Source organism: Pseudomonas sp. NPDC077649 (genome assembly GCF_044542855.1).
Taxonomy (GTDB): Bacteria; Pseudomonadota; Gammaproteobacteria; order Pseudomonadales; family Pseudomonadaceae; genus Aquipseudomonas.
In genome coordinates, this window is the sequence record NZ_JBITVF010000004.1 from 353745 (window position 1) to 374099 (window position 20355).

At 67.9% G+C, this 20355-nt stretch carries 17 protein-coding genes; 14 read left to right on the top strand and 3 right to left on the bottom strand.

Annotation, left to right across the window (positions count from 1 at the left end; genetic code table 11):
* Positions 1-34 precede the first annotated feature (34 nt).
* The 11 genes from bioD (at position 35) to argE (ending at position 13413) form a co-directional block, all read left to right on the top strand.
* Entirely contained in the window at positions 35-721 is a 687-nt protein-coding gene (gene bioD, locus ACIGFL_RS15255; protein WP_397497754.1) for a dethiobiotin synthase, read from the top strand.
* Positions 722-819: 98 nt separating this feature from the next.
* Positions 820-1119, top strand: a complete 300-nt coding sequence (locus ACIGFL_RS15260) for a hypothetical protein (RefSeq protein ID WP_397497755.1) — start codon at positions 820-822, stop codon at positions 1117-1119.
* Between the two features lie 294 nt (positions 1120-1413).
* Positions 1414-2109: a putative metalloprotease CJM1_0395 family protein gene (locus tag ACIGFL_RS15265; protein WP_397497756.1), complete on the top strand. Its 696-nt coding sequence runs from the start codon at positions 1414-1416 to the stop codon at positions 2107-2109.
* 168 nt (positions 2110-2277) lie between these two features.
* Positions 2278-4083 carry a phenylacyl-CoA dehydrogenase gene (locus ACIGFL_RS15270; protein ID WP_122110072.1) on the top strand — a complete coding sequence of 602 codons (1806 nt, stop codon included), beginning with the start codon at positions 2278-2280 and terminating at the stop codon, positions 4081-4083.
* A 150-nt stretch (positions 4084-4233) separates the two neighbouring features.
* On the top strand, positions 4234-5520 hold the full coding sequence (locus ACIGFL_RS15275) for a GGDEF domain-containing protein (protein WP_122110071.1): 1287 nt from the start codon (positions 4234-4236) through the stop codon (positions 5518-5520).
* A gap of 104 nt (positions 5521-5624) precedes the next feature.
* Complete coding sequence (locus ACIGFL_RS15280) at positions 5625-7418, top strand: acyl-CoA dehydrogenase C-terminal domain-containing protein (RefSeq protein ID WP_397497757.1); 1794 nt, start codon at positions 5625-5627, stop codon at positions 7416-7418.
* A 163-nt stretch (positions 7419-7581) separates the two neighbouring features.
* A complete protein-coding gene (locus ACIGFL_RS15285) occupies positions 7582-9360 on the top strand; it encodes an acyl-CoA dehydrogenase C-terminal domain-containing protein (RefSeq protein WP_397497758.1) in 1779 nt (592 codons plus the stop codon).
* A gap of 299 nt (positions 9361-9659) precedes the next feature.
* Positions 9660-11000: a flavin-containing monooxygenase gene (locus ACIGFL_RS15290; RefSeq protein WP_397497759.1), complete on the top strand. Its 1341-nt coding sequence runs from the start codon at positions 9660-9662 to the stop codon at positions 10998-11000.
* Positions 11001-11004: 4 nt separating this feature from the next.
* Positions 11005-11427: a RidA family protein gene (locus ACIGFL_RS15295; protein ID WP_021442260.1), complete on the top strand. Its 423-nt coding sequence runs from the start codon at positions 11005-11007 to the stop codon at positions 11425-11427.
* Between the two features lie 10 nt (positions 11428-11437).
* Positions 11438-12112, top strand: a complete 675-nt coding sequence (locus ACIGFL_RS15300) for a DUF1028 domain-containing protein (RefSeq protein ID WP_397497760.1) — start codon at positions 11438-11440, stop codon at positions 12110-12112.
* 143 nt (positions 12113-12255) lie between these two features.
* The gene (argE, locus tag ACIGFL_RS15305; RefSeq protein ID WP_397497761.1) at positions 12256-13413 is read left to right on the top strand and encodes an acetylornithine deacetylase; all 1158 of its coding nucleotides are present in this window, start codon (positions 12256-12258) and stop codon (positions 13411-13413) included.
* Between the two features lie 41 nt (positions 13414-13454).
* Here argE and ACIGFL_RS15310 read toward each other — a convergent pair whose 3' ends face one another.
* Together ACIGFL_RS15310 and ACIGFL_RS15315 are read right to left on the bottom strand one after the other, a co-directional pair.
* A complete protein-coding gene (locus ACIGFL_RS15310) occupies positions 13455-13856 on the bottom strand; it encodes a GFA family protein (RefSeq protein ID WP_397497762.1) in 402 nt (133 codons plus the stop codon).
* A gap of 184 nt (positions 13857-14040) precedes the next feature.
* A complete protein-coding gene (locus ACIGFL_RS15315) occupies positions 14041-14955 on the bottom strand; it encodes a LysR substrate-binding domain-containing protein (RefSeq protein WP_021442256.1) in 915 nt (304 codons plus the stop codon).
* Positions 14956-15159: 204 nt separating this feature from the next.
* On the opposite strand from ACIGFL_RS15315, the gene ACIGFL_RS15320 reads away from it, so the two are divergent.
* The 3 genes from ACIGFL_RS15320 to ACIGFL_RS15330 are packed head-to-tail and all read left to right on the top strand — an operon-like array spanning position 15160 to position 19576.
* Positions 15160-16653 (top strand): aldehyde dehydrogenase, encoded by a 1494-nt coding sequence (locus ACIGFL_RS15320; RefSeq protein WP_397497763.1) that lies wholly within the window; start codon positions 15160-15162, stop codon positions 16651-16653.
* A 58-nt stretch (positions 16654-16711) separates the two neighbouring features.
* On the top strand, positions 16712-18133 hold the full coding sequence (locus ACIGFL_RS15325; protein ID WP_397497764.1) for an APC family permease: 1422 nt from the start codon (positions 16712-16714) through the stop codon (positions 18131-18133).
* Between the two features lie 60 nt (positions 18134-18193).
* Positions 18194-19576 carry an aspartate aminotransferase family protein gene (locus ACIGFL_RS15330; RefSeq protein WP_397497765.1) on the top strand — a complete coding sequence of 461 codons (1383 nt, stop codon included), beginning with the start codon at positions 18194-18196 and terminating at the stop codon, positions 19574-19576.
* An 85-nt stretch (positions 19577-19661) separates the two neighbouring features.
* Here ACIGFL_RS15330 and ACIGFL_RS15335 read toward each other — a convergent pair whose 3' ends face one another.
* A complete protein-coding gene (locus tag ACIGFL_RS15335) occupies positions 19662-20255 on the bottom strand; it encodes a HutD family protein (protein ID WP_397497766.1) in 594 nt (197 codons plus the stop codon).
* Positions 20256-20355 lie beyond the last annotated feature (100 nt).

Genomic DNA, 20355 nt, shown 5'->3' on the forward strand with positions numbered 1-20355 from the left:
GCCGGCAAGACCACTTCGGCAGAGGGTTCGACTGATGACTCAAGCCTACTTCGTTACCGGAACGGACACGGAAATCGGCAAGACCACCATCGCCGCCGGCTTGCTGCATGCCGCTCGCCGGCGCGGACTGAGCACTGCGGCGGCCAAGCCGGTGGCCTCCGGTTGCGCCATGACCGCAGACGGCCTGCGCAACGACGATGCCCTGGCCCTGCTCGGCGAATGCTCGCTGGCGCTGCGCTACGAGGAGGTCAATCCGCTGGCCTTCGCCCCGGCCATCGCCCCGCACCTGGCGGCGCGCGAGGCCGGGGTGCAGCTGGATGTGGCCAGCCTGCTCGGCCCGGTGCGCGCGATCCTGGCCAAGGGTGCCGATTTTTCCCTGGTGGAAGGCGCCGGCGGCTGGCGCGTGCCGCTGGCCGGCGGCGAGAACCTCTCCGACCTGGCCGTGGCCCTGGGCCTGCCGGTGATCCTGGTGGTCGGCGTGCGCCTGGGCTGCATCAACCACGCCGTGCTCAGCATGGAGGCCATCGAGCGCGACGGCCTGCGCCTGGCCGGCTGGGTGGCCAATGTGGTCGATGCGCAGACCTCGCGCCTGGAGGAAAACCTCGTCACCCTCGCCGAACGCCTGGCGGCGCCCTGCCTGGGGCGCGTGCCGCGTCTGGCCCAGGCAAGCCCGGCGGCGGTGGCGGCGCATCTGGATCTCGACCGGCTGGTCCGCCGGTAATAAGCAGTTACCCGACCATAGCCTTTTGCCTGTACGTTTTTTAGGCAGTTTCTGATTCAATACTGGCCATTAGGTTCTAATCGCGCCGGGAGCTGCTGATGGAAATCTCCGCCAACGCATTCAACTCGGGTCTGAGCGGCATTCAGGCCGGGCAGCGCCGTGTCGAACAGGCAGCCAGCGAGATCGCCAGCAACGCCGTCAGTCAGCCGCCGCAAGGCAGCCAGACCCCGCCGCAGAATCAGGTCAATCCGGCGCCGCAAGCCGCCGAACAGACTCGCCCTGACCTGGCGCAAAGCCTGGTCGCCCTGCGCGTCGGCGAGAACGAGGTGCGCGCCAGTGCGCGCGTTGTGGAAACCGCCGACGAGGTGCTTGGCACCCTGATCGATACGCGTGCCTGAGAGCCTATCCACGATCTGCTGTGCGTCGGCCCTGCTGCGTTAAAAACAGGCTCAGCAAGCCGCTTGCGGCTAACGCACTTCAGTGCGGCCCCGGAGGGGCGAGCGAAGCGAGTACTGCTCATTTACAGCTCGTAAAGTCGAGCGCGACTCCGACCGGCCTTCGCCTGTTTTGACCAGCCGGAGGCTGTTACTAACGTAGCGCCTTGCATGGCTCTAGCTCGCCGGATCGTGAATAGGCTCTAAGTTCATTACCCCGGCCGCGGATGCGGCCAATTGCGGGGTAGGAGGGAGCATATGCAGATCGGCAGCAGCCTGCCGTCGTTCGTCCCCTCGCCGCCCGTCGCGCCGGCCCGGCCACTCTCGGCCGCAGTTTCCCCCGATATCGCTCGCGCCGATCAGCCGCCTGCCGTCCCGACGCAGGAGGCGGATCGCTCGGCCGAGCGCGATGGCCGTGGCGACGGCGAGCCCAGTGCGCAGCAGCAACGTCTCGAACAACTGGAAATCGCCGAGCTGAGCCAGCGCGACCGTGAAGTGCGCGCCCACGAGCAGGCCCATGCCGCGGTGGGCGGGCAGTACGCCGGGGCGCCCAGCTACAGCTTCAAGCGCGGCCCGGACGGCCAGCGCTACGCCGTTTCCGGCGAAGTCAGCATCGACACCGCCCCCGTGCCCAATGATCCCGAAGCCACCCTGCGCAAGATGGAGGTGGTCCTGCGTGCCGCGCTGGCGCCGGTCGAGCCGTCCGCGCAGGACCTGCGCGTCGCCGCCCAGGCCCAGGCGCAGGCGGCTCAGGCGCGGGTGGAACTGGCCGAGCTGCGCCGCGCGGAGGCCGTCGCCGCGGCCGAGGCGCGCCAGGCCGAGCGGGACGCCGAGGAAGGCGACGAAGAAGACCGCGCCGCGCAGCAGCCCTTGCCGCCAGCGCCTAGCCTTGAGCTGTATCGGCGCCTGGGCGAATGGCCGGCGCCGGATTCGCGCATCGATCTGCTCGCCTAGCCGGGCGATTGGCAGCGCTTGACAAGGGGGTGGCGTAAACGTATGTTTCAAACGCCTGTTTGATTGCTGGGCCGCGAATGCGTGGCCCAGCAGCCGGGAGTGATCCCGAAAGCGACCGACAAGCCGGTCACCCCAACTACTAGGAATCCACCGCAGAGGTTTACCGCTATGCCTGATTACAAGGCCCCCTTGCGTGATATTCGTTTCGTCCGTGACGAACTGCTGGGCTACGAAGCGCACTATCAGAGCCTGCCTGGCTGCCAGGACGCCACTCCGGACATGGTCGACGCCATCCTCGAAGAAGGCGCCAAGTTCTGCGAGCAGGTGCTGTCGCCGCTGAACCGTGTGGGTGACATCGAGGGCTGCACCTGGAGCGAATCCGGCGTGAAGACCCCGACCGGCTTCAAAGAGGCCTATCAGCAGTTCGTCGAAGGCGGCTGGCCGAGCCTGGCGCACGACGTCGAGCACGGCGGCCAGGGCCTGCCGGAATCCCTCGGCCTGGCCATCAGCGAGATGGTCGGTTCGGCCAACTGGTCCTGGGGCATGTACCCGGGCCTGTCCCACGGTGCGATGAACACCCTGAGCGCCCACGGCACCGACGAGCAGAAGCACACCTACCTGACCAAGCTGGTGTCCGGCGAGTGGACCGGCACCATGTGCCTGACCGAGCCGCATTGCGGCACCGACCTGGGCATGCTGCGCACCAAGGCCGAACCGCAGGCCGACGGCAGCTACAAGGTTTCCGGCACCAAGATCTTCATCTCCGCTGGCGAGCACGACATGGCCGACAACATCGTCCATATCGTCCTGGCCCGCCTGCCCGATGCGCCGGCCGGTACCAAGGGTATCTCGCTGTTCATCGTGCCGAAGTTCCTGCCCTCGGCCGACGGCGGCGTCGGTGAGCGCAACGCGGTGTCCTGTGGCTCGATCGAGCACAAGATGGGCATCCACGGCAACGCCACCTGCGTGATGAACTTCGACGGCGCCACCGGCTTCCTGATCGGCCCGGCCAACAAGGGCCTGAACTGCATGTTCACCTTCATGAACACCGCTCGCCTGGGTACCGCGCTGCAAGGCCTGGCCCACGCCGAAGTCGGCTTCCAGGGTGGCATCAAGTACGCCCGCGAGCGTCTGCAGATGCGTTCGCTGACCGGCCCGAAAGCGCCGGAAAAAGCCGCCGACCCGATCATCGTGCATCCGGACGTGCGCCGCATGCTGCTGACCATGAAGGCCTTCGCCGAAGGCAACCGCGCCATGGTCTACTTCACCGCCAAGCAGGTCGACATCGTTCAGCACAGCCAGAACGAAGAAGAGAAGAAAGCCGCCGACGAACTGCTGGCTTTCCTCACCCCGATCGCCAAGGCCTTCATGACCGAAGTGGGCTTCGAGTCCGCCTCCCACGGCATGCAGATCTACGGTGGCCACGGCTTCATCAGCGAGTGGGGCATGGAGCAGAACCTGCGCGACTGCCGCATCTCGATGATGTACGAAGGCACCACCGGTGTGCAGGCCCTCGACCTGCTGGGTCGCAAGATCCTCATGACCCAGGGCGGCGCGCTGAAGAACTTCACCAAGATCGTGCACAAGTTCTGCCAGGCCAACGAGGCCAACGATGCCGTCAAGGAGTTCGTCGAGCCGCTGGCCAAGCTGAACAAGGAGTGGGGCGATATCACCATGAAGGTCGGCATGGCGGCGATGAAGGACCGCGAGGAAGTCGGGGCCGCTTCGGTGGACTACCTGATGTACTCCGGCTACGCCTGCCTGGCCTACTTCTGGGCCGACATGGCGCGCCTGGCGGCCGAGAAACTGGCGGCCGGCAGCGGCGACGAGGCCTTCTACAAGGCCAAGCTGCAGACCGCACGCTTCTACTACGCGCGCATCCTGCCGCGTACCCGCATGCACGTCGAAGCCATGCTGTCCGGCGCCAGCAACCTGATGGACATGGACGAAGAGCACTTCGCCCTGGGCTTCTAAGCCTGCCATCCGCTGGTCGAAGAACGCCGCCCCTCGGGGCGGCGTTTTTTATGCCGGCGCGCTGGCGATAACGGAATGTCGCAACCCGTCGCTGTTTTCGCCGCAGCAAGCAGGCAAAATGCCGTCATCTCCGTGATGGACGTTGCCGCGATGCGTCTCGCCAGCCTGCGCCTCAGCCATTTCCTGTCTTCGCTGCCGCTGCTGCTCGGCGGGCTGCTGGCGGCGCGTTTGCCGGTGCTGAGCGAGTTCTTCGTCTCGCTGTTCAATGTACTGCCGACCCTGTTGCTGCTGCTCGGCGGCGCCTTCTGCCTGGGCTACGGTCGTCAGCGCGAGCTGTTCCTGCTGCTGGTGCTGTACCTCGCCTATTTCCTGCTCGACATCCAGGTCGACCATTTCCGCGCCGGCGGCCAGGTGCGCGAGGATGCGGCCCTGGTGTTCCACCTGGTCTGCCTGCTGTTGCCGCTGTTCTATGCCCTCTACGGGTGTTGGGAGGAGCGCTCGCATCTGGCCCAGGACCTGCTCGCCCGCGGCGCCGTGCTGCTGGCGCTGGGGGGACTGGCGCTGGGCCTGGCGCGGCGCTATCCGCAGGGGCTGGCCGAGTGGCTGGCGGCGATCCACTGGCCGAGCCTGCACGGCGCCTGGATGAGCCTGGCGCAACTGGCCTATCCGCTGTTTCTGCTGGCCTTCGTCGCCCTGCTGCTGCAGTACCTGCGGCAGCCGCGGCCGTTGCACGCGGCGCAGCTGTGCGGCCTGCTCGGCGTGCTGTGGATGCTGCCGCAGGTGTTCATCCTGCCCCACGCGCTGCAGGTGATGAGCAGCCTGGCGATGCTCATGCTGGTCGCCGCGGTGGCCCACGAGGCCTACCAGATGGCCTTTCGCGACGAGCTCACCGGGCTGCCGGGGCGGCGCGCGCTGAACGAACGCCTGCAGCGCCTGGGCCGCGACTACGTGATCGCCATGGTCGACGTCGACCACTTCAAGAACTTCAACGACACTCACGGCCACGACGTCGGCGACCAGGTGCTGCGCCTGGTCGCCAGCCAGCTGCGCAAGGTCGGGGGCGGCGGCAAGGCCTACCGTTACGGCGGCGAGGAATTCACCCTGCTGTTTCCCGGCAAGAGCCTCGAGCAGTGCCAGCCCCATCTGGAGGCGGTGCGCCTGGCCATCGAGCACTACCGCATGCAGCTGCGCGACAAGCAGAGTCGTCCGCGCAGCGACCAGCAGGGCAAGCAGCGCCGCGGCGGCAAGGGCGCGAGCGAGGTGTCGGTGACCGTCAGCATGGGCGTGGCCGCGCGCCAGGCCGAGCAGCGCAGCCCGCAGGCGGTGATCAAGGCGGCGGACAAGGCGCTGTACAGCGCCAAGGCCGCCGGGCGCAACTGCATCCGCAGCGCCGGCCAGCGCCGCGGCGCGGTGAAGCTGGCCGGCGAAGCCGACTGAGGCCGCTTATGGCCGCGCATTCAGCCGGCCAACTGTCGTTGTTGCCGGCCGCCGTGCGGCAGTAGCGTGGGGCGACCTGACCGCTGCCCGACTGGAGAACCGCCATGCCCGAGTACAAGGCCCCGCTGCGAGATATGCGCTTTCTGATCGACGACGTCTTCGCCTTTCCCGCCCACTACGCCGCACTCGGCGCCAGCGAGGCGAGCCCCGACATGCTCGGCGCCATCCTCGAGGAAGGCGCCAAGTTCTGCGAGCAGGTGCTGGCGCCGCTCAACCGCAGCGGCGACGAGGAGGGCTGCCGCTTCGACGCGGGCCAGGTGAGCACGCCCAAGGGTTTCAAGGAGGCCTTCGCCCAGTACGCCGAGGGCGGCTGGATGGGCCTGGCGGCCGACCCGGCCTACGGCGGCCAGGGCCTGCCGCAGTCGCTGGGGCTGATCGTCAGCGAGATGGTCGCCTCGGCGAATCAGTCCTGGGCCATGTACCCGGGCCTGACCCACGGCGCCATGTCGGCGATCCATGCCCATGGCAGCGAGGCGCAGAAGCAGACTTACCTGAGCCGCATGAGCGAAGGCCGCTGGACCGGCACCATGTGCCTGACCGAGGCGCACTGCGGCACCGACCTGGGCCTGATCAAGACCCGCGCCGTGCCCCAGGCCGACGGCAGCTACCGGATCAGCGGCAGCAAGATCTTCATCTCTGCCGGCGAGCACGACATGAGCGAGAACATCGTCCATCTGGTGCTGGCCAAGCTGCCCGACGCGCCGGCCGGCACCCGCGGCATCTCGCTGTTTATCGTGCCCAAGTTCCTGCCCGATGCGGCAGGCGAAGCCGGCGCGCGCAACGCGGTGAGCTGCGGCGCCATCGAGCACAAGATGGGTATCAAGGCATCGGCCACCTGCGTGATCAACTTCGACGGCGCCAGCGGCTACCTGATCGGCGAGGCCAACAAGGGCCTGGCCTGCATGTTCACCATGATGAACCACGCGCGCCTGGGCACCGGCATGCAGGGCCTGTGTCTCGGCGAGGCGAGCTTCCAGGGTGCGCTGAAATACGCTAACGAACGCCTGCAGATGCGCGCGCTGAGCGGACCGAAGGCGCCGGACAAGGCCGCCGACCCGATCATCGTGCATCCCGACGTGCGCCGCATGCTGCTGACCATGAAGGCCTTCAACGAGGGCAACCGCGCGCTGGCCTATTTCACCGCGCAATTGCTCGACGTGGCGCACCAGGCCGAAAGCGCCGAGGCGCGAGAGGAGGCGGAGAACCTGCTGGCCTTCCTCACCCCGATCTGCAAGGCCTTCATGACCGAGACCGGGCTGGAGGCGACCAACCTCGGCATGCAGGTGTTCGGCGGCCACGGCTATATCCGCGAATGGGGCATGGAGCAGCTGGTGCGCGACTGCCGCATCGCGCCGATCTACGAGGGCACCAACGGCATCCAGGCGCTGGACCTGCTCGGGCGCAAGGTGCTCGGCAGTCAGGGCAAGCTGCTGCGCGGCTTCACCAAGATCGTCCACAAGTTCTGCGAGGCTCAGGCCGGGCATCCGCAGCTCGGCGCAAAGGTGGCCCAGCTGGCCGCATTGAACCAGCAATGGGGCGAGCTGACCCAGCAGGTCGGTATGGCGGCGATGAAGAATCCGGACGAGGTCGGCGCCGCCTCCGTCGACTACCTGATGTATTCGGGCTACCTGACCCTGGCCTATTTCTGGCTGCGCATGGCCGTGGTGGCCCAGGAGAAGCTGGCGGCTGGAGACGACGACGGCTTCCACCAGGCCAAGCTGGCCACCTGCGCCTTCTACTTCCAGCGCCTGCTGCCGCGGACCGAGGCGCACCGCCTGGCCCTGGCCGCCGGCAGCGCCTGCATGATGGAACTGCCGGCCGAACACTTCGCCTTCTGACCGGCGGTCGTGGTCACTGGAGCCCGCCTGTTGGCGGGCTTTTTCATATCAAGCGGATGCGAACTTTTAGTGAATAATTGGTCACAACACGACCCTATGTGTCTATAAAGTTGTTCCATTAAACTCGGAGTCCTCACGTAACTCCGTTTTCCGAGGATGTGCCATGGCCGATTACCAAGCCCCCCTGCGCGACATGCGCTTCGTGCTCAATGAAGTTTTCGAAGTCTCCAAGCTCTGGGCCGAGCTGCCGGCCCTGGCCGAGGTGGTCGATGCCGAGACCGCCAGCGCCATCCTCGAAGAAGCCGGCAAGGTCACCGCCGGCAGCATCGCCCCGCTGAACCGCAGCGGCGACGAGGAAGGCTGCAGCTGGGAAGGCGGCGCGGTGAAAACCCCGGCCGGTTTCCCCGAGGCCTACCAGACCTACGCCGAAGGCGGCTGGGTCGGTGTCGGCGGCTCGCCGGAGTTCGGCGGCATGGGCATGCCCAAGGTGATCGGCGCCCAGGTCGAGGAAATGGTCAACTCGGCCAACCTGTCCTTCGGCCTGTACCCGATGCTCACCGCCGGCGCCTGCCTGTCGATCCTCAACCACGCCAGCGAAGCGCTCAAGGCGCAGTACCTGCCGAACATGTACGCCGGCGTCTGGGCCGGTTCCATGTGCCTGACCGAGCCACACGCCGGTACCGACCTCGGCATCATCAGAACCCGCGCCGAACCCCAGGCCGACGGCAGCTACAAGATCAGTGGCACCAAGATCTTCATCACCGGCGGGGAACACGACCTGACCGAGAACATCATCCACCTGGTGCTGGCCAAGTTGCCGGACGCACCGGCCGGGCCGAAGGGCATCTCGCTGTTCCTGGTGCCCAAGGTGATGGTGGGTGCCGACGGCTCGCTGGGCGAGAAGAACGCCGTTTCCTGCGGCTCCATCGAACACAAGATGGGCATCAAGGCCTCGGCTACCTGCGTGATGAACTTCGACGGCGCCACCGGTTACCTGGTGGGCGAAGTGAACAAGGGCCTGGCGGCCATGTTCACCATGATGAACTACGAGCGCCTGGGCGTCGGCATCCAGGGCCTGGCCCTGGGCGAGCGCAGCTACCAGAGCGCCGTGGAATACGCCCGCGAGCGCATCCAGAGCCGCGCGCCGACCGGCCCGGTGGCCCAGGACAAAGCTGCTGACCCGATCATCGTGCATCCGGACGTGCGCCGCATGCTGCTGACCATGAAGGCGCTGAACGAGGGCGGTCGCGCCTTCTCCAGCTACGTCGCCATGCAGCTGGATACCGCCAAGTACAGCGAGGACAAGGACACCGCCAAGCGTGCCGAGGAACTGGTGGCGCTGCTGACCCCGGTGGCCAAGGCCTTCCTCACCGACATGGCGCTGGAAACCACGGTGCACGGCCAGCAGATCTTCGGCGGCCACGGCTTCATCCGCGAGTGGGGCCAGGAGCAGCTGGTGCGCGACTGCCGCATCACCCAGATCTACGAAGGCACCAACGGCATCCAGTCGCTGGACCTGATGGGGCGCAAGATAGTCGGCAGCGGCGGCAGCTACTACAAGCACCTGGCCGACGAGATCAAAGCCTTCGTCGCTTCGGCCGATGCCAATCTCGACGAGTTCACCAAGCCGCTGGCAGCTGCCGTGCAGAACCTGGATGAGCTGACCGCCTGGGTGCTGGACCGCGCCAAGGGCAACCCCAACGAGATCGGTGCTGCGTCGGTGGAGTACCTGCAGGTGTTCGGCTATACCGCCTACGCCTATATGTGGGCGTTGATGGCGCGGGCGTCGCTGGGCAAGGAAGGGCAGGACGAGTTCTACGCCAGCAAGCTGGGCACCGCACGCTTCTACTTCGCCCGCCTGCTGCCGCGCATCCACTCGCTCACCGCCTCGGTCAAGGCCGGTAGCGAGAGCCTGTACCTGCTCGACGCCGCGCAGTTCTAAGCGCCTCCGGCGACACCCAAAAGCCCCGGCCCCAGTGCCGGGGTTTTTGCGTTTTCGCCCCCTGGTGCGCCGCGCACACCAGGCCCATCGCCGATTTGTCGCTGCTAACGCTAAAAATCCTATAGCCCCCGGCATTCGCCCCGCAGGCCGCGGGCTTGGTGTGCCTGCAGCTTTTTCCTCGCCAGCGACGACAAAAAACATAATTTCGCGAATCCCTCGCGCTGCACAGAATGCGGCCAACACCCAGCGGCTAGCCGCGACAGCACAACAACAACGATCAGCGTCCGAGGAACCCTGCCATGACCGACCTGAATCAAACTGCCTTTCAGCCCTATCGGGATGCGACGGCCGTGCCCGTGGCAATCGACACCCTGGTGGTCGGCGCCGGCCAGGCCGGCGTGGCCGTCAGCGAGCACCTGAGCAAGCTCGGCGTGCCGCACCTGGTGCTGGAGAAGAACCGCATCGCCGAAGCCTGGCGCAGCGGGCGCTGGGATTCGCTGGTGGCCAACGGCCCGGCCTGGCACGACCGTTTCCCCGGCCGGGAATTCGACCTCGACCCCGACGCCTTCGCCGCCAAGGACCAGGTGGCGGACTACTTCGAGGCCTACGCCCGCCAGTTCGACGCGCCGATCCGCACCGGCGTGGAGGTGCGGCGCGTGCGGCGCAACCCCGACCGCGCCGGCTTCACGGTGGAGACCTCTGCCGGGGTGATCCAGGCCAACCGCGTGGTCTCCGCCACCGGCCCCTTCCAGCGCCCGGTGATCCCGGCCATCGCGCCCAAGGACGAATCGCTCTACCAGATTCACTCGGCCGCCTACCGCAACCCCGGGCAACTGCCGGAGGGAGGCGTGCTGGTGGTCGGCGCCGGCTCCTCGGGGGTGCAGATCGCCGACGAGCTGATGCGCGCCGGGCGCCGCGTCTACCTTTCGGTGGGCCCGCACGACCGGCCGCCGCGCAGCTACCGCAACCGCGACTTCTGCTGGTGGCTGGGCGTGCTCGGCCTGTGGGACGCCGAGGCCGCGCAGCCGGGCAAGGAGCACGTGACCATCGCCGTCAGCGGCGCGCGCGGCGGCGAGACCATCGATTTTCGCCGCCTGGCCCAGCAGGGCATGACCCTGGTCGGCCTGACCCAGGCGTTCGACGGCGGCCTGGTGCGCTTCCAGGACGACCTGGCGGACAACCTGGCGCGTGGCGACGAGAACTACCTGGCGCTGCTCGATGCCGCCGACGCCTATATCGCCCGTAACGGCCTCGACCTGCCGGAGGAGCCCGAGGCGCGCCGGATCTACCCGGACGCCGAGTGCATCCGCCAGCCGATTCGCGCACTCGACCTGGCCGCCGCCGGCATCGCTTCGATCATCTGGGCCACCGGCTACGCCGTGGATTTCAGCTGGCTGCAGGTCGACGCCTTCGACGCGGCGGGCAAGCCTGCGCACCAGCGTGGCGTGTCCAGCGAGCCGGGGGTGTACTTCGTCGGCCTGCCCTGGCTGTCGCGCCGCGGTTCCACCTTCATCTGGGGCGTGTGGCACGACGCCAAGCACATCGCCGACCACATCGCCACGCAGCGCAAGTACGCCGAGTACCGCGACCCCGCGCAGCGTCAGGCCAGCACCGTCCAACAAGCCGCCTCCTGGGAGTAAGTCGATGCCTACCCATACCCGCATCCGCATGTTCAACACCAAAGACACCTACCCGAACCAGAGCCTGGACAACGACCTGTGCCAGGCGGTGCGCGCCGGCAACACCGTGTACGTGCGCGGCCAGGTCGGCACCGACTTCGAGGGCCGTCTGGTCGGCCTCGGCGACGCCCGCGCGCAGACCGAGCAGGCGATGAAGAACGTCAAGCAGCTGCTGGAAGAGGCCGGCAGCGACCTGTCGCACATCGTCAAGACCACCACCTACCTGATCGACCCGCGCTACCGCGAGGCGGTCTACCAGGAGGTCGGCAAGTGGCTCAAGGGCGTGTTCCCGATCTCCACCGGCCTGGTGGTCTCGGCCCTCGGCCAGCCGCAGTGGCTGATGGAGATCGACGTGATCGCGGTGATCCCGGACGACTGGCAACGCTAAGGAGCCGCCCATGACCTTTTCCATCGTCGGCCGCTGCAGTGACACCGGCCAGCTGGGCATCGCCATCAGCTCCTCGAGCATCGCCGTCGGCGCGCGTTGCCCCTGGCTGCGCGCCGGGGTCGGCGCGGTGGCGTCGCAGAACGTCACCCTGCCGGCCCTCGGCCCGCAGATCCTCGATTTGCTCGAGGCCGGCCACGAGCCTGCCGCGGCGCTGGACCAGGCCCTGGCCCGCAACGGCTACAGCCAGTACCGCCAGGTCGCGGTGCTCGACGGCCAGGGCCGCAGCGCGCTGTTTTCCGGCAGCCAGGCGCTCGGCGTGCATAACGCCCTGGCCGGCGAACAATGCGTGGCCGCCGGCAACCTGCTGGCCTCCGCAGCGGTGATCGAGGCGCTGGTCAGCGCCTTCGAACAGAGCCCGGGGCAACTGGCCGAGCGCCTGCTGGCGGCGATGCACGCGGCCATGGCCGCCGGCGGCGAAGCCGGGCCGGTGCATTCGGCGGCGCTCAAGGTGGTCGGCGACCTGACCTGGCCGATGGTCGACCTGCGCGTCGACTGGGCCGAGCAGGACCCCATCGGCGAGCTGGACAAACTCTGGCAGGCCTATGCCCCGCAGATGCAGGACTACCTGACCCGCGCCCTCGACCCCACCGCCGCGCCCAGCTATGGCGTGCCGGGGGACGAGTAGGGCGGACGATGATCTGGCATTGTTTGGTGGATGGATGAAGCGTCATCCACCCTACGAATTGCCGGCGTGATGCCCAGTAGGGTGGACGACGCTTTTCTCGTCCACCAGCCCTTCGAGCCCCATTTTTTCAGGGAAAACAGCCCATGCTCACCAGTCGCGACCTGCTCGCCCGCCTGATCGCCTTTCCCACCGTCAGCCGCGACTCCAACCTGGCGCTGATCGATTTCGTCCGCGACTACCTGGAGGGCCTCGGCCTGAGCTGCGAGCTGGACTACAACGCCGAGCGCAGCAAGGCCAACCTCCATGCCCGCCTCGGCCCGGCCGGCGGCGGCGGGGTGATGCTCTCCGGACACAGCGACGTGGTGCCGGTGGACGGTCAGGCCTGGAGCGTGCCGGCCTTCGCGCTGACCGAGCGCGACGGCCTGCTGTACGGCCGCGGCGCGGCGGACATGAAGGGCTTTATCGCCTGCGTGCTGGCCGCCGTGCCGCGCTTGCTCGCGCTACCGTTGCGCCGGCCGCTGCATATCGCCTTCTCCTACGACGAGGAGGTCGGCTGCCTCGGCGTGCGCAGCCTGGTCGAACGCCTGCGCGCCAGCCCCGAGCGCCCGGCCATCTGCCTGATCGGCGAACCCACCGAGATGCGCCCGGTGCTCGGCCACAAGGGCAAGCTGGCGATGCGCTGCCAGGTGTACGGCGCCGCCTGCCACTCGGCCTATGCGCCGCAGGGGGTCAACGCCATCGAATACGCCGCCAAGCTGATCGGCAAGCTCGTCGAGATCGGCGCGCAGCTGGCCGCGCCGGCGCGCCGCGACGCACGTTTCGACCCGCCCTATTCGACGGTGCAGACCGGCCTGATCCAGGGCGGCCGGGCGCTGAACATAGTCCCGGCCGAATGCCAGTTCGACTTCGAGGTGCGCGCGCTGCCGGCCGACGATCCGCAGCAGGTGGCGCATGATCTGCGCACCTACGCCGAAACCGAGCTGCTGCCGCAGATGCGTGCGGTGAGCGCGGCCAGCGCCATCGAGTTCCAGGCGTTGTCGGCCTACCCGGGGCTGGCCACCGACCCGCAGGGCGAAGCCGCCGAGCTGCTGGCGCTGCTCAGCGGCTCTCGGGACTTCAGCACCGTGGCCTTCGGCACCGAGGGCGGGCTGTTCGACGAAGCCGGCATCGCCACGGTGATCTGCGGCCCCGGCAGCATGGAGCAGGGCCATAAACCCGACGAGTTCGTCAGCCTGGCCCAGCTGGACGCCTGCGACGCGCTGCTGGCGCGGCTGGCGCAGTGGCTGCAGCAGGACGCCTGAAACGCCCACGGATGGCATCCGGGAGCCTTCGCAACCACCGCCTACAGGTGGGCGCAGAACGCCGGCGCCGTCTGCCAGTGGTCGTTGAGGCCATCGACACAGCGGATCGGGATGCGTGCCAGCGCCTCCTCGCTCAGTCCTTCCAGGCAACCGATATTGACGCCGTACATAGTGCCGATGGGCGTGTCGTTGCCGATACCGAAGGCGCGTACGCCACAGTGCTTGCAGAACAGATGCTGGTTCTTGCGGCTATGGAAGCGGTACTCGCTCAGCATGTCCGCGCCAGCCAGCAGGCGAAAGCCCTCGGGTCTGGCGACCGCGACCCAGAAGCGCGTGCGCCGGCAGATCGAGCAGTTGCAACGGTAGGAGTCCTGTTCGAGATCGAGCTCGGCCTCGAACTGCACGGCGCCGCAATGGCAGCTGCCGCGATAGGTCTTGAGCATGGCGGCGTCTCCGGGCGACAGACCTGGAGGCAAGCCTAGACCGCGCGCGGCGCCTGGGCAAAGCGCCGCTCCCGGTCGAGGGCGGGTGCGCTGGTGCGGTCAGGGCATCACGCATCTTGCCAGCCCGCTATGCCGGCGCGGCGCTGGGTGCCGGCGCCGATGCCCGGGCCGAATGGTCCAGCACTTAGCCCCTGTCTCCCGCCGCCAACTGCTCCTTGCAGTACTCGACGAACAGCTGCGCCGGCTTGGTCAGTTGCGCGCGCTTGAGCCAGGCGGCGACCAGGCCGGAGCCGCTGACCTCTTCGGCGATGTCCACCATCACCACCTTGCGCCCGTCGTAGGTGCATTCCGAGTGCGGGCGGGTGACCAGCAGGGAGAAGCCGAAACCCTGGCCGACCATGCCGCGCACCATCTCGATCGACGGCGAGCTGAAGACGATGTTGGGCGTCAGGCCCAGCTCCTCGAACAGGCTGACGAAGTAGGTGCGGCTCGGCAGCACGTCGAGCAGGATCATCGGCTCCAGGCACAGGTCGCGCAGCGACACCTGGGCCTGGCCGGTGAAGCGGTGGCCTTCGGGGAGCAGGGCGTAGGGTTTCTGCGGCGCCATCAGCGGTTCGCTGTCGATGGTGGCGTCGAGGTCGTGGGCGTAGAGGATGGCCAGGTCGAAGCGCCCGGCGGTCAGGCCCTGCACCAGCTCCTGCTGCTCGCCGTCGCGGATGCGGATCTCCACCCCGGGGTAGAGCGCGTTGAAGCCGGCGATCAGGCGCGGCAGGTAGAGCGGGGCGACGGTCTCGAAGCAGCCGATATCGATCTGCCCGGCGATCACGTCGTTGTCGGCCAGGGCGTTCTGCTCGAACTCGCGGGCCATGCGCAGCAGTTCCTGGGCCTTCTTGTAGAAGCGCGCGCCGCCGGGGGTCAGCGACACGCCCTGGGCATGGTGGCGGATAAACAGCTGCAGGCCGAAGCTGTCCTCCAGGCCCTTGATCGCGGTGGAGATCGACGGCTGGGCGATATACAGCTTGCGCGAGGCCTCGGCCACGCTGCCGCATTCCACGGTGGTCACGAAGTACTTGAGCTGACGCAAGGTGTAGGTGGCCATTGGGCTCCTCCGGCGCGGATCTGCAGACCCGTCTTGTCATGGATTTCGAGGCCTCAACATACTCCAGCGCCCGTCGCCAGCAGCCCAGTTTTTTCATAAGTCGCGAGCATATATTTACTAATTTCGCTGTTTTCCCCCCTGCGCCACCATCGACCTCGACAACAACAAGGGCCGCCCATCACGGCCGTGGCGAGGATCGAGGCGATGTTGCAACTCTCCGACTGGCAGCAGCGGGCTGCCGCCCAGGCTTTCCCCACCGGCGCACTGATCGACGGGCGTCTGCGCCCGGCCGCATCCGGCGCCAGTTTCGCGTCGATCAACCCGGCGACCAACAAGCTGCTGGCCAATGTCGCCGCCTGCGACGGCGCCGATGTCGACGCCGCCGTGGCCAGCGCCCGCCGCGCCTTCGAGCAGGGGCCCTGGCCGCGCATGGCGCCGCGCGAACGCAAGGCGGTGCTGCTGCGCCTGGCCGAGCTGATCCTGGCCCACCGCGAGGAGCTGGCGCTGCTCGATTCGCTGAACATGGGCAAGCCGGTGCTGGATGCCTACAACCTCGACGTGCCGGGCGCCGCGCAGGTCTTCGCCTGGTACGCCGAGGCGCTGGACAAGCTCTACGACCAGGTCGCGCCCACCGCCAGCAATGCCCTGGCCACCATCGGCCGCGAACCGCTGGGGGTGATCGGCGCGGTGGTGCCGTGGAACTTCCCCCTCGACCTGGCCGCCTGGAAGCTGGCCCCGGCGCTGGCCGCCGGCAACTCGGTGGTCTTGAAGCCCGCCGAGCAGTCGCCGTTCTCCGCCCTGCGCCTGGCCCAGCTGGCGCTGGAGGCCGGCCTGCCGGAAGGCGTGCTCAACGTGGTGCCGGGTCTGGGCGAAACGGCCGGCAAGGCCCTCGGCCTGCATATGGATGTCGACTGCCTGGCCTTCACCGGCTCCACCGAGGTGGGCAAGTACTTTATGGCCTACGCCGCGCAGTCGAACCTCAAGCAGGTGTGGCTGGAGTGCGGCGGCAAGAGCCCCAACCTGGTGTTCGCCGACTGCCAGGACCTCGACCTGGCGGCGGAGAAGGCCGCCTTCGCCATCTTCTTCAACCAGGGCGAGGTGTGCTCGGCCAACTCGCGGCTGCTGATCGAGCGCTCCATCCACGACCAGTTCGTCGAACGCCTGCTGGCCAAGGCGCGCGACTGGCAGCCGGGCGACCCGCTGGACCCGGCCAGCCGCATGGGCGCCATAGTCGAGGCGCGGCAGACCGAACGGATCATGGCCTTTATCGACCAGGCCCAGGGCGAGGGCGCGCGGCTGGCCTGCGGTGGCCAGCGCCTGCGCGTGGGCGACTCGGACAACTTCATCACCCCGACCATCTTCACCGGCGTGCGGCCGCAGATGCGCCTGGCCCGCGAGGAGGTGTTCGGCCCGGTGCTGGCGGTCAGCGCCTTCGACAGCGAGGACGAGGCCCTGCGCCTGGCCAACGACAGCTGCTACGGCCTGGCCGCCTCGCTGTGGACCGACGACCTCAACCGCGCCCACCGCGTGGCCCGGCGCCTGCGCGCCGGCACCGTGTCGGTGAACACCGTGGACGCCCTCGACGTCTGCGTGCCGTTCGGCGGCTGCAAGCAATCCGGCTTCGGTCGCGACCTGTCGCTGCACGCCTTCGACAAGTACAGCCAGCTGAAAACCACCTGGGTTCAACTGCGCGGCTGAGCCGCGCGCGGGCCCGTCGTTCCACCTGTCACAACAACAAGATTGCAGGAGAACCACCATGATCGATCCCGATATCAGCCTCGCTTCCACCCTGGCCACGGAGCGGCCCGTCGCCAAGTCCCGGGCCCGCCTCGGCCTCGGCGCCCTGCTCGCCGTGGCCATCGGCCTGGTGGTGTCGCAGGGCGTGATGGTGCTGATGCTCCAGGGCGCCGGCATCGCCGGGCTGGGCTTTCTGATCCCGCTGACCCTGGCTTTCCTGCTCGCTCTGACCTACGTCATGTCGTTCTCCGAACTGGCGCTGATGATTCCCCGCGCCGGCAGTCTGAGCAGCTACACCGAGGTGGCCCTGGGGCACTTCCCGGCGATCCTCGCCACCTTCTCCGGCTACGTGGTGGTGGCGATGTTCGCCTTGTCGGCCGAGTTGCTGCTGCTCGACCTGATCATCGGCGAGGTCTACCCCGGGGTGTTCCCCAGCATGAGCATCGCCTATGGCGTGCTGATCCTGTTCACCCTGCTCAACCTGCTCGGCATCGACCTGTTCGCCCGCCTGCAGTCGGCCCTGGCGCTGGTGATGGTGATAGTGCTGCTGGCCCTGGGCCTGACCGCGGTGACCGGCAGCGGCAGCCAGCCGGCGCTGGAGGGGGTGCTGAGCAACGACTGGAACCCGCTCGGCGCCGGGGTGCTGACCCTGGTGGCGCTGGCCATCTGGGGCTTCGTCGGCGCCGAGTTCGTCTGCCCGCTGGTGGAGGAATCCAAGCAGCCGGAGCGCAACATTCCCTGGTCGATGATGCTCGGCGTCGGGGTGATCTTCGTCACCATCGCCCTGTACTCCATCGGCGCGCTGTTCTACGTGCCGCAGGCGGAGCTGGCCGGCGCCGCGCTGCCGCACTACCTGTTCGCCACCGCGCTGCTCGGCGAGGGCGGCAAGATCTTCCTGGTGATCGCCGCGGTCACCGCCACCTGCAGCACGGTCAACACCTCGCTGGCGGCCATCCCGCGCATGCTGCTGGGCATGGCGGTCAACGGTCAGGCCTTCCCGCAGTTCAAGCGGCTCAGCAAGCGCTTCAACACGCCCTGGGTGGCGGTGCTGTTCGTCGCCGCCATCACCGGCGCACCGGTGCTGCTGATGGGCGACGACCCGGGCGCCATCGGCCTGCTGCTGCTGGCCGCGGCCATCGCCTGGCTGCTGGCCTACATCATCTGCCACCTCGACGTGATCGCCCTGCGTCGCCACTACCCGGACCTGGCGCGGCCGTTCAAGACGCCGTTCTACCCGCTGCCGCAGCTGCTCGGCATCGCCGGCATGCTGGTGTCGATCTACTACGTCTCGCCCAGCCCGGAGATGACCGCGAGCATCTTCTACAGCGCCGGCGCGGTGCTCGGCCTGGTGTCGCTGATCGCAGTGCTGTGGATCAAGCTGGTGATGCGCAAACCGCTGTTCACCCCGGAGCCGCTGGAGCAGGTGCTGGCCCGTAACTAACCGATTTCCGCCGGGGCCTGGCCCCGGCACCCCACAACCCATCGAGGCGAGGTCACTGCCATGACAGTCCCCCACATCCCCAGCCGTACCACCCGCGACTATCAGCAACTGGACGCGGCCCACCACATCCATGCCTTCGTCGACCAGAAGGCGCTGAATGCCGAAGGCCCGCGGGTCATGGTGCGCGGCGAAGGCCTGCAGCTGTGGGACAACGACGGCCAGCGCTACCTCGACGGCATGTCCGGCCTGTGGTGCACTAACCTCGGCTACGGCCGCAAGGACCTGGCCGCCGCCGCCAGCCGCCAGCTGGAGCAGCTGCCGTACTACAACATGTTCTTCCACACCACCCACCCGGCGGTGGTGGAGCTCTCCGAGCAGCTGTTCAGCCTGCTGCCGAGCCACTACAGCCACGCCGTCTACACCAACTCCGGATCGGAGGCCAACGAGGTAATGATCCGCACCGTGCGCCGCTACTGGCAGATTGTCGGCAAGCCGCAGAAGAAGGTGATGATCGGCCGCTGGAACGGCTACCACGGCTCGACACTGGCCAGCACCGCGCTGGGCGGGATGAAATTTATGCACGAGATGGGGGGACTGATCCCCGATATTGCGCATATCGACGAACCATACTGGTTCGCCGCCGGCGGCGAGCTGAGCCCGGCTGAGTTCGGCCGGCGTTGCGCGCTGCAGCTGGAGGAGAAGATTCTCGAACTGGGCGCCGAGAACGTCGCAGCGTTCATTGCCGAGCCCTTCCAGGGCGCCGGCGGCATGATCTTCCCGCCGCAAAGCTACTGGCCAGAGATCCAGCGCATCTGCCGCCAGTACGACGTGCTGCTGTGCGCCGATGAGGTGATCGGCGGCTTCGGCCGCACCGGCGAGTGGTTCGCCCACCAGCACTTCGGCTTCCAGCCCGACACCCTGTCCATCGCCAAGGGCCTGACCTCGGGCTATATCCCCATGGGCGGTCTGGTGCTCTCCAAGCGCATCGCCGACACCCTGGTGGAGCAGGGCGGGGTCTATGCCCACGGCCTGACCTACTCCGGCCACCCGGTGGCGGCGGCGGTGGCCATCGCCAATATCAAGGCGCTGCGCGACGAAGGCGTGGTCGAGCGGGTCAAGGTCGATACCGGCCCCTACCTGCAGCAGTGCCTGCGCGAGGCGTTCGCCGGCCACCCGCTGATCGGCGAGATCCAGGGCAGCGGTCTGGTCGCGGCGCTGCAGTTCAGCGAGGACAAGGCCAGCCGCAAGCGCTTTGCCAACGAAACCGAGCTGACCTGGCGCTGCCGCAGCATCGGCTTCGACAACGGCCTGATCATCCGCGCCACCGGCGGGCGTATGATCATGGCCCCGGCGCTGGTGGCCACGCGCAGCGACCTGGACGAGCTGGTCAGCAAGACCAAGCTGGCGGTGGACCAGACCGCGCGGGAGATCGGCGTGCTCTAGCTGCCAGCGTGGCAGGACCGAGGCGCAGCTTCGCAAGGGGCTGCGCCTTTTTTCGTTCGCGGGCGCGGGACAGGTGCCGCGGGCGTCAACCCTGCCGATACAGCCAGGCCAGATAGAGCAGGGCGGGCTGCGGCACCTGCAGCGCCAGTGGCCCGGGCTGGTCTTCCAGCAGCAATCCCTGGCCGCTTTCCAGCCGCTGCATCTCGCCGTCCGGCAGCCGGCACTCGATGCCCGCGCCAGCCTGGCACCAGAGCAGCATCACCGCCGCATCGTTGTGCAATTCCTGCCGCCCATGCAGCCGCTGTGGGGCCAGGCGATGGCGCCAGACACCGCGTCGGGTCATCAGGTTGAGGTCGCCGACCGGGCCGTCCACCAGCGTCGCGGCGATCGCCTCCTCGCCGGTAAATCGTGCCACCGCGCCGCCGGCGTGCAGCTCCTCGACCCGTCCGTCGCCCCGCTGCAGGCGCAGCCCCGCGCCACCGAGCAACGCCAGGCTGCGATCGACGCCGGCAAAGCGCGAGAACGCCCCGTCCGCCGCGACCCGCGCGCTGCTGATACGCCAGGCGAAGTCGTCCAGGCCGGCGCCCGCCGGGGCGATGGCCAGTTCCAGGGTTTCGCCGCCGCCATTCTTCCAGGGCATGGCACGGGCGGTGGCGAGGTCGAGCAGGCTATGGGGCATGGCAGCCTCCTAGGCGATCTTCAGTTTAATGTATATACATTGCGTTCGGGCGACCAGCGGTCATTGCTCGGCGTGCGGTCGTTGCCACCTTGTTTGGCGG

Bases quoted from the DNA above. Each gene is read 5' to 3' on its own strand.
- ACIGFL_RS15310 (WP_397497762.1), bottom strand. From the start codon at position 13,856: ATGCTCAAGACCTATCGCGGCAGCTGCCATTGCGGCGCCGTGCAGTTC.
- argE (WP_397497761.1), top strand. From the start codon at position 12,256: ATGCTCACCAGTCGCGACCTGCTCGCCCGCCTGATCGCCTTTCCCACC.
- ACIGFL_RS15280 (WP_397497757.1), top strand. From the start codon at position 5,625: ATGCCCGAGTACAAGGCCCCGCTGCGAGATATGCGCTTTCTGATCGAC.
- ACIGFL_RS15290 (WP_397497759.1), top strand. From the start codon at position 9,660: ATGACCGACCTGAATCAAACTGCCTTTCAGCCCTATCGGGATGCGACG.
- ACIGFL_RS15275 (WP_122110071.1), top strand. From the start codon at position 4,234: ATGCGTCTCGCCAGCCTGCGCCTCAGCCATTTCCTGTCTTCGCTGCCG.
- ACIGFL_RS15270 (WP_122110072.1), top strand. From the start codon at position 2,278: ATGCCTGATTACAAGGCCCCCTTGCGTGATATTCGTTTCGTCCGTGAC.
- ACIGFL_RS15325 (WP_397497764.1), top strand. From the start codon at position 16,712: ATGATCGATCCCGATATCAGCCTCGCTTCCACCCTGGCCACGGAGCGG.
- ACIGFL_RS15260 (WP_397497755.1), top strand. From the start codon at position 820: ATGGAAATCTCCGCCAACGCATTCAACTCGGGTCTGAGCGGCATTCAG.
- ACIGFL_RS15330 (WP_397497765.1), top strand. From the start codon at position 18,194: ATGACAGTCCCCCACATCCCCAGCCGTACCACCCGCGACTATCAGCAA.
- ACIGFL_RS15295 (WP_021442260.1), top strand. From the start codon at position 11,005: ATGCCTACCCATACCCGCATCCGCATGTTCAACACCAAAGACACCTAC.
- ACIGFL_RS15315 (WP_021442256.1), bottom strand. From the start codon at position 14,955: ATGGCCACCTACACCTTGCGTCAGCTCAAGTACTTCGTGACCACCGTG.
- bioD (WP_397497754.1), top strand. From the start codon at position 35: ATGACTCAAGCCTACTTCGTTACCGGAACGGACACGGAAATCGGCAAG.
- ACIGFL_RS15335 (WP_397497766.1), bottom strand. From the start codon at position 20,255: ATGCCCCATAGCCTGCTCGACCTCGCCACCGCCCGTGCCATGCCCTGG.
- ACIGFL_RS15285 (WP_397497758.1), top strand. From the start codon at position 7,582: ATGGCCGATTACCAAGCCCCCCTGCGCGACATGCGCTTCGTGCTCAAT.
- ACIGFL_RS15300 (WP_397497760.1), top strand. From the start codon at position 11,438: ATGACCTTTTCCATCGTCGGCCGCTGCAGTGACACCGGCCAGCTGGGC.
- ACIGFL_RS15265 (WP_397497756.1), top strand. From the start codon at position 1,414: ATGCAGATCGGCAGCAGCCTGCCGTCGTTCGTCCCCTCGCCGCCCGTC.
- ACIGFL_RS15320 (WP_397497763.1), top strand. From the start codon at position 15,160: ATGTTGCAACTCTCCGACTGGCAGCAGCGGGCTGCCGCCCAGGCTTTC.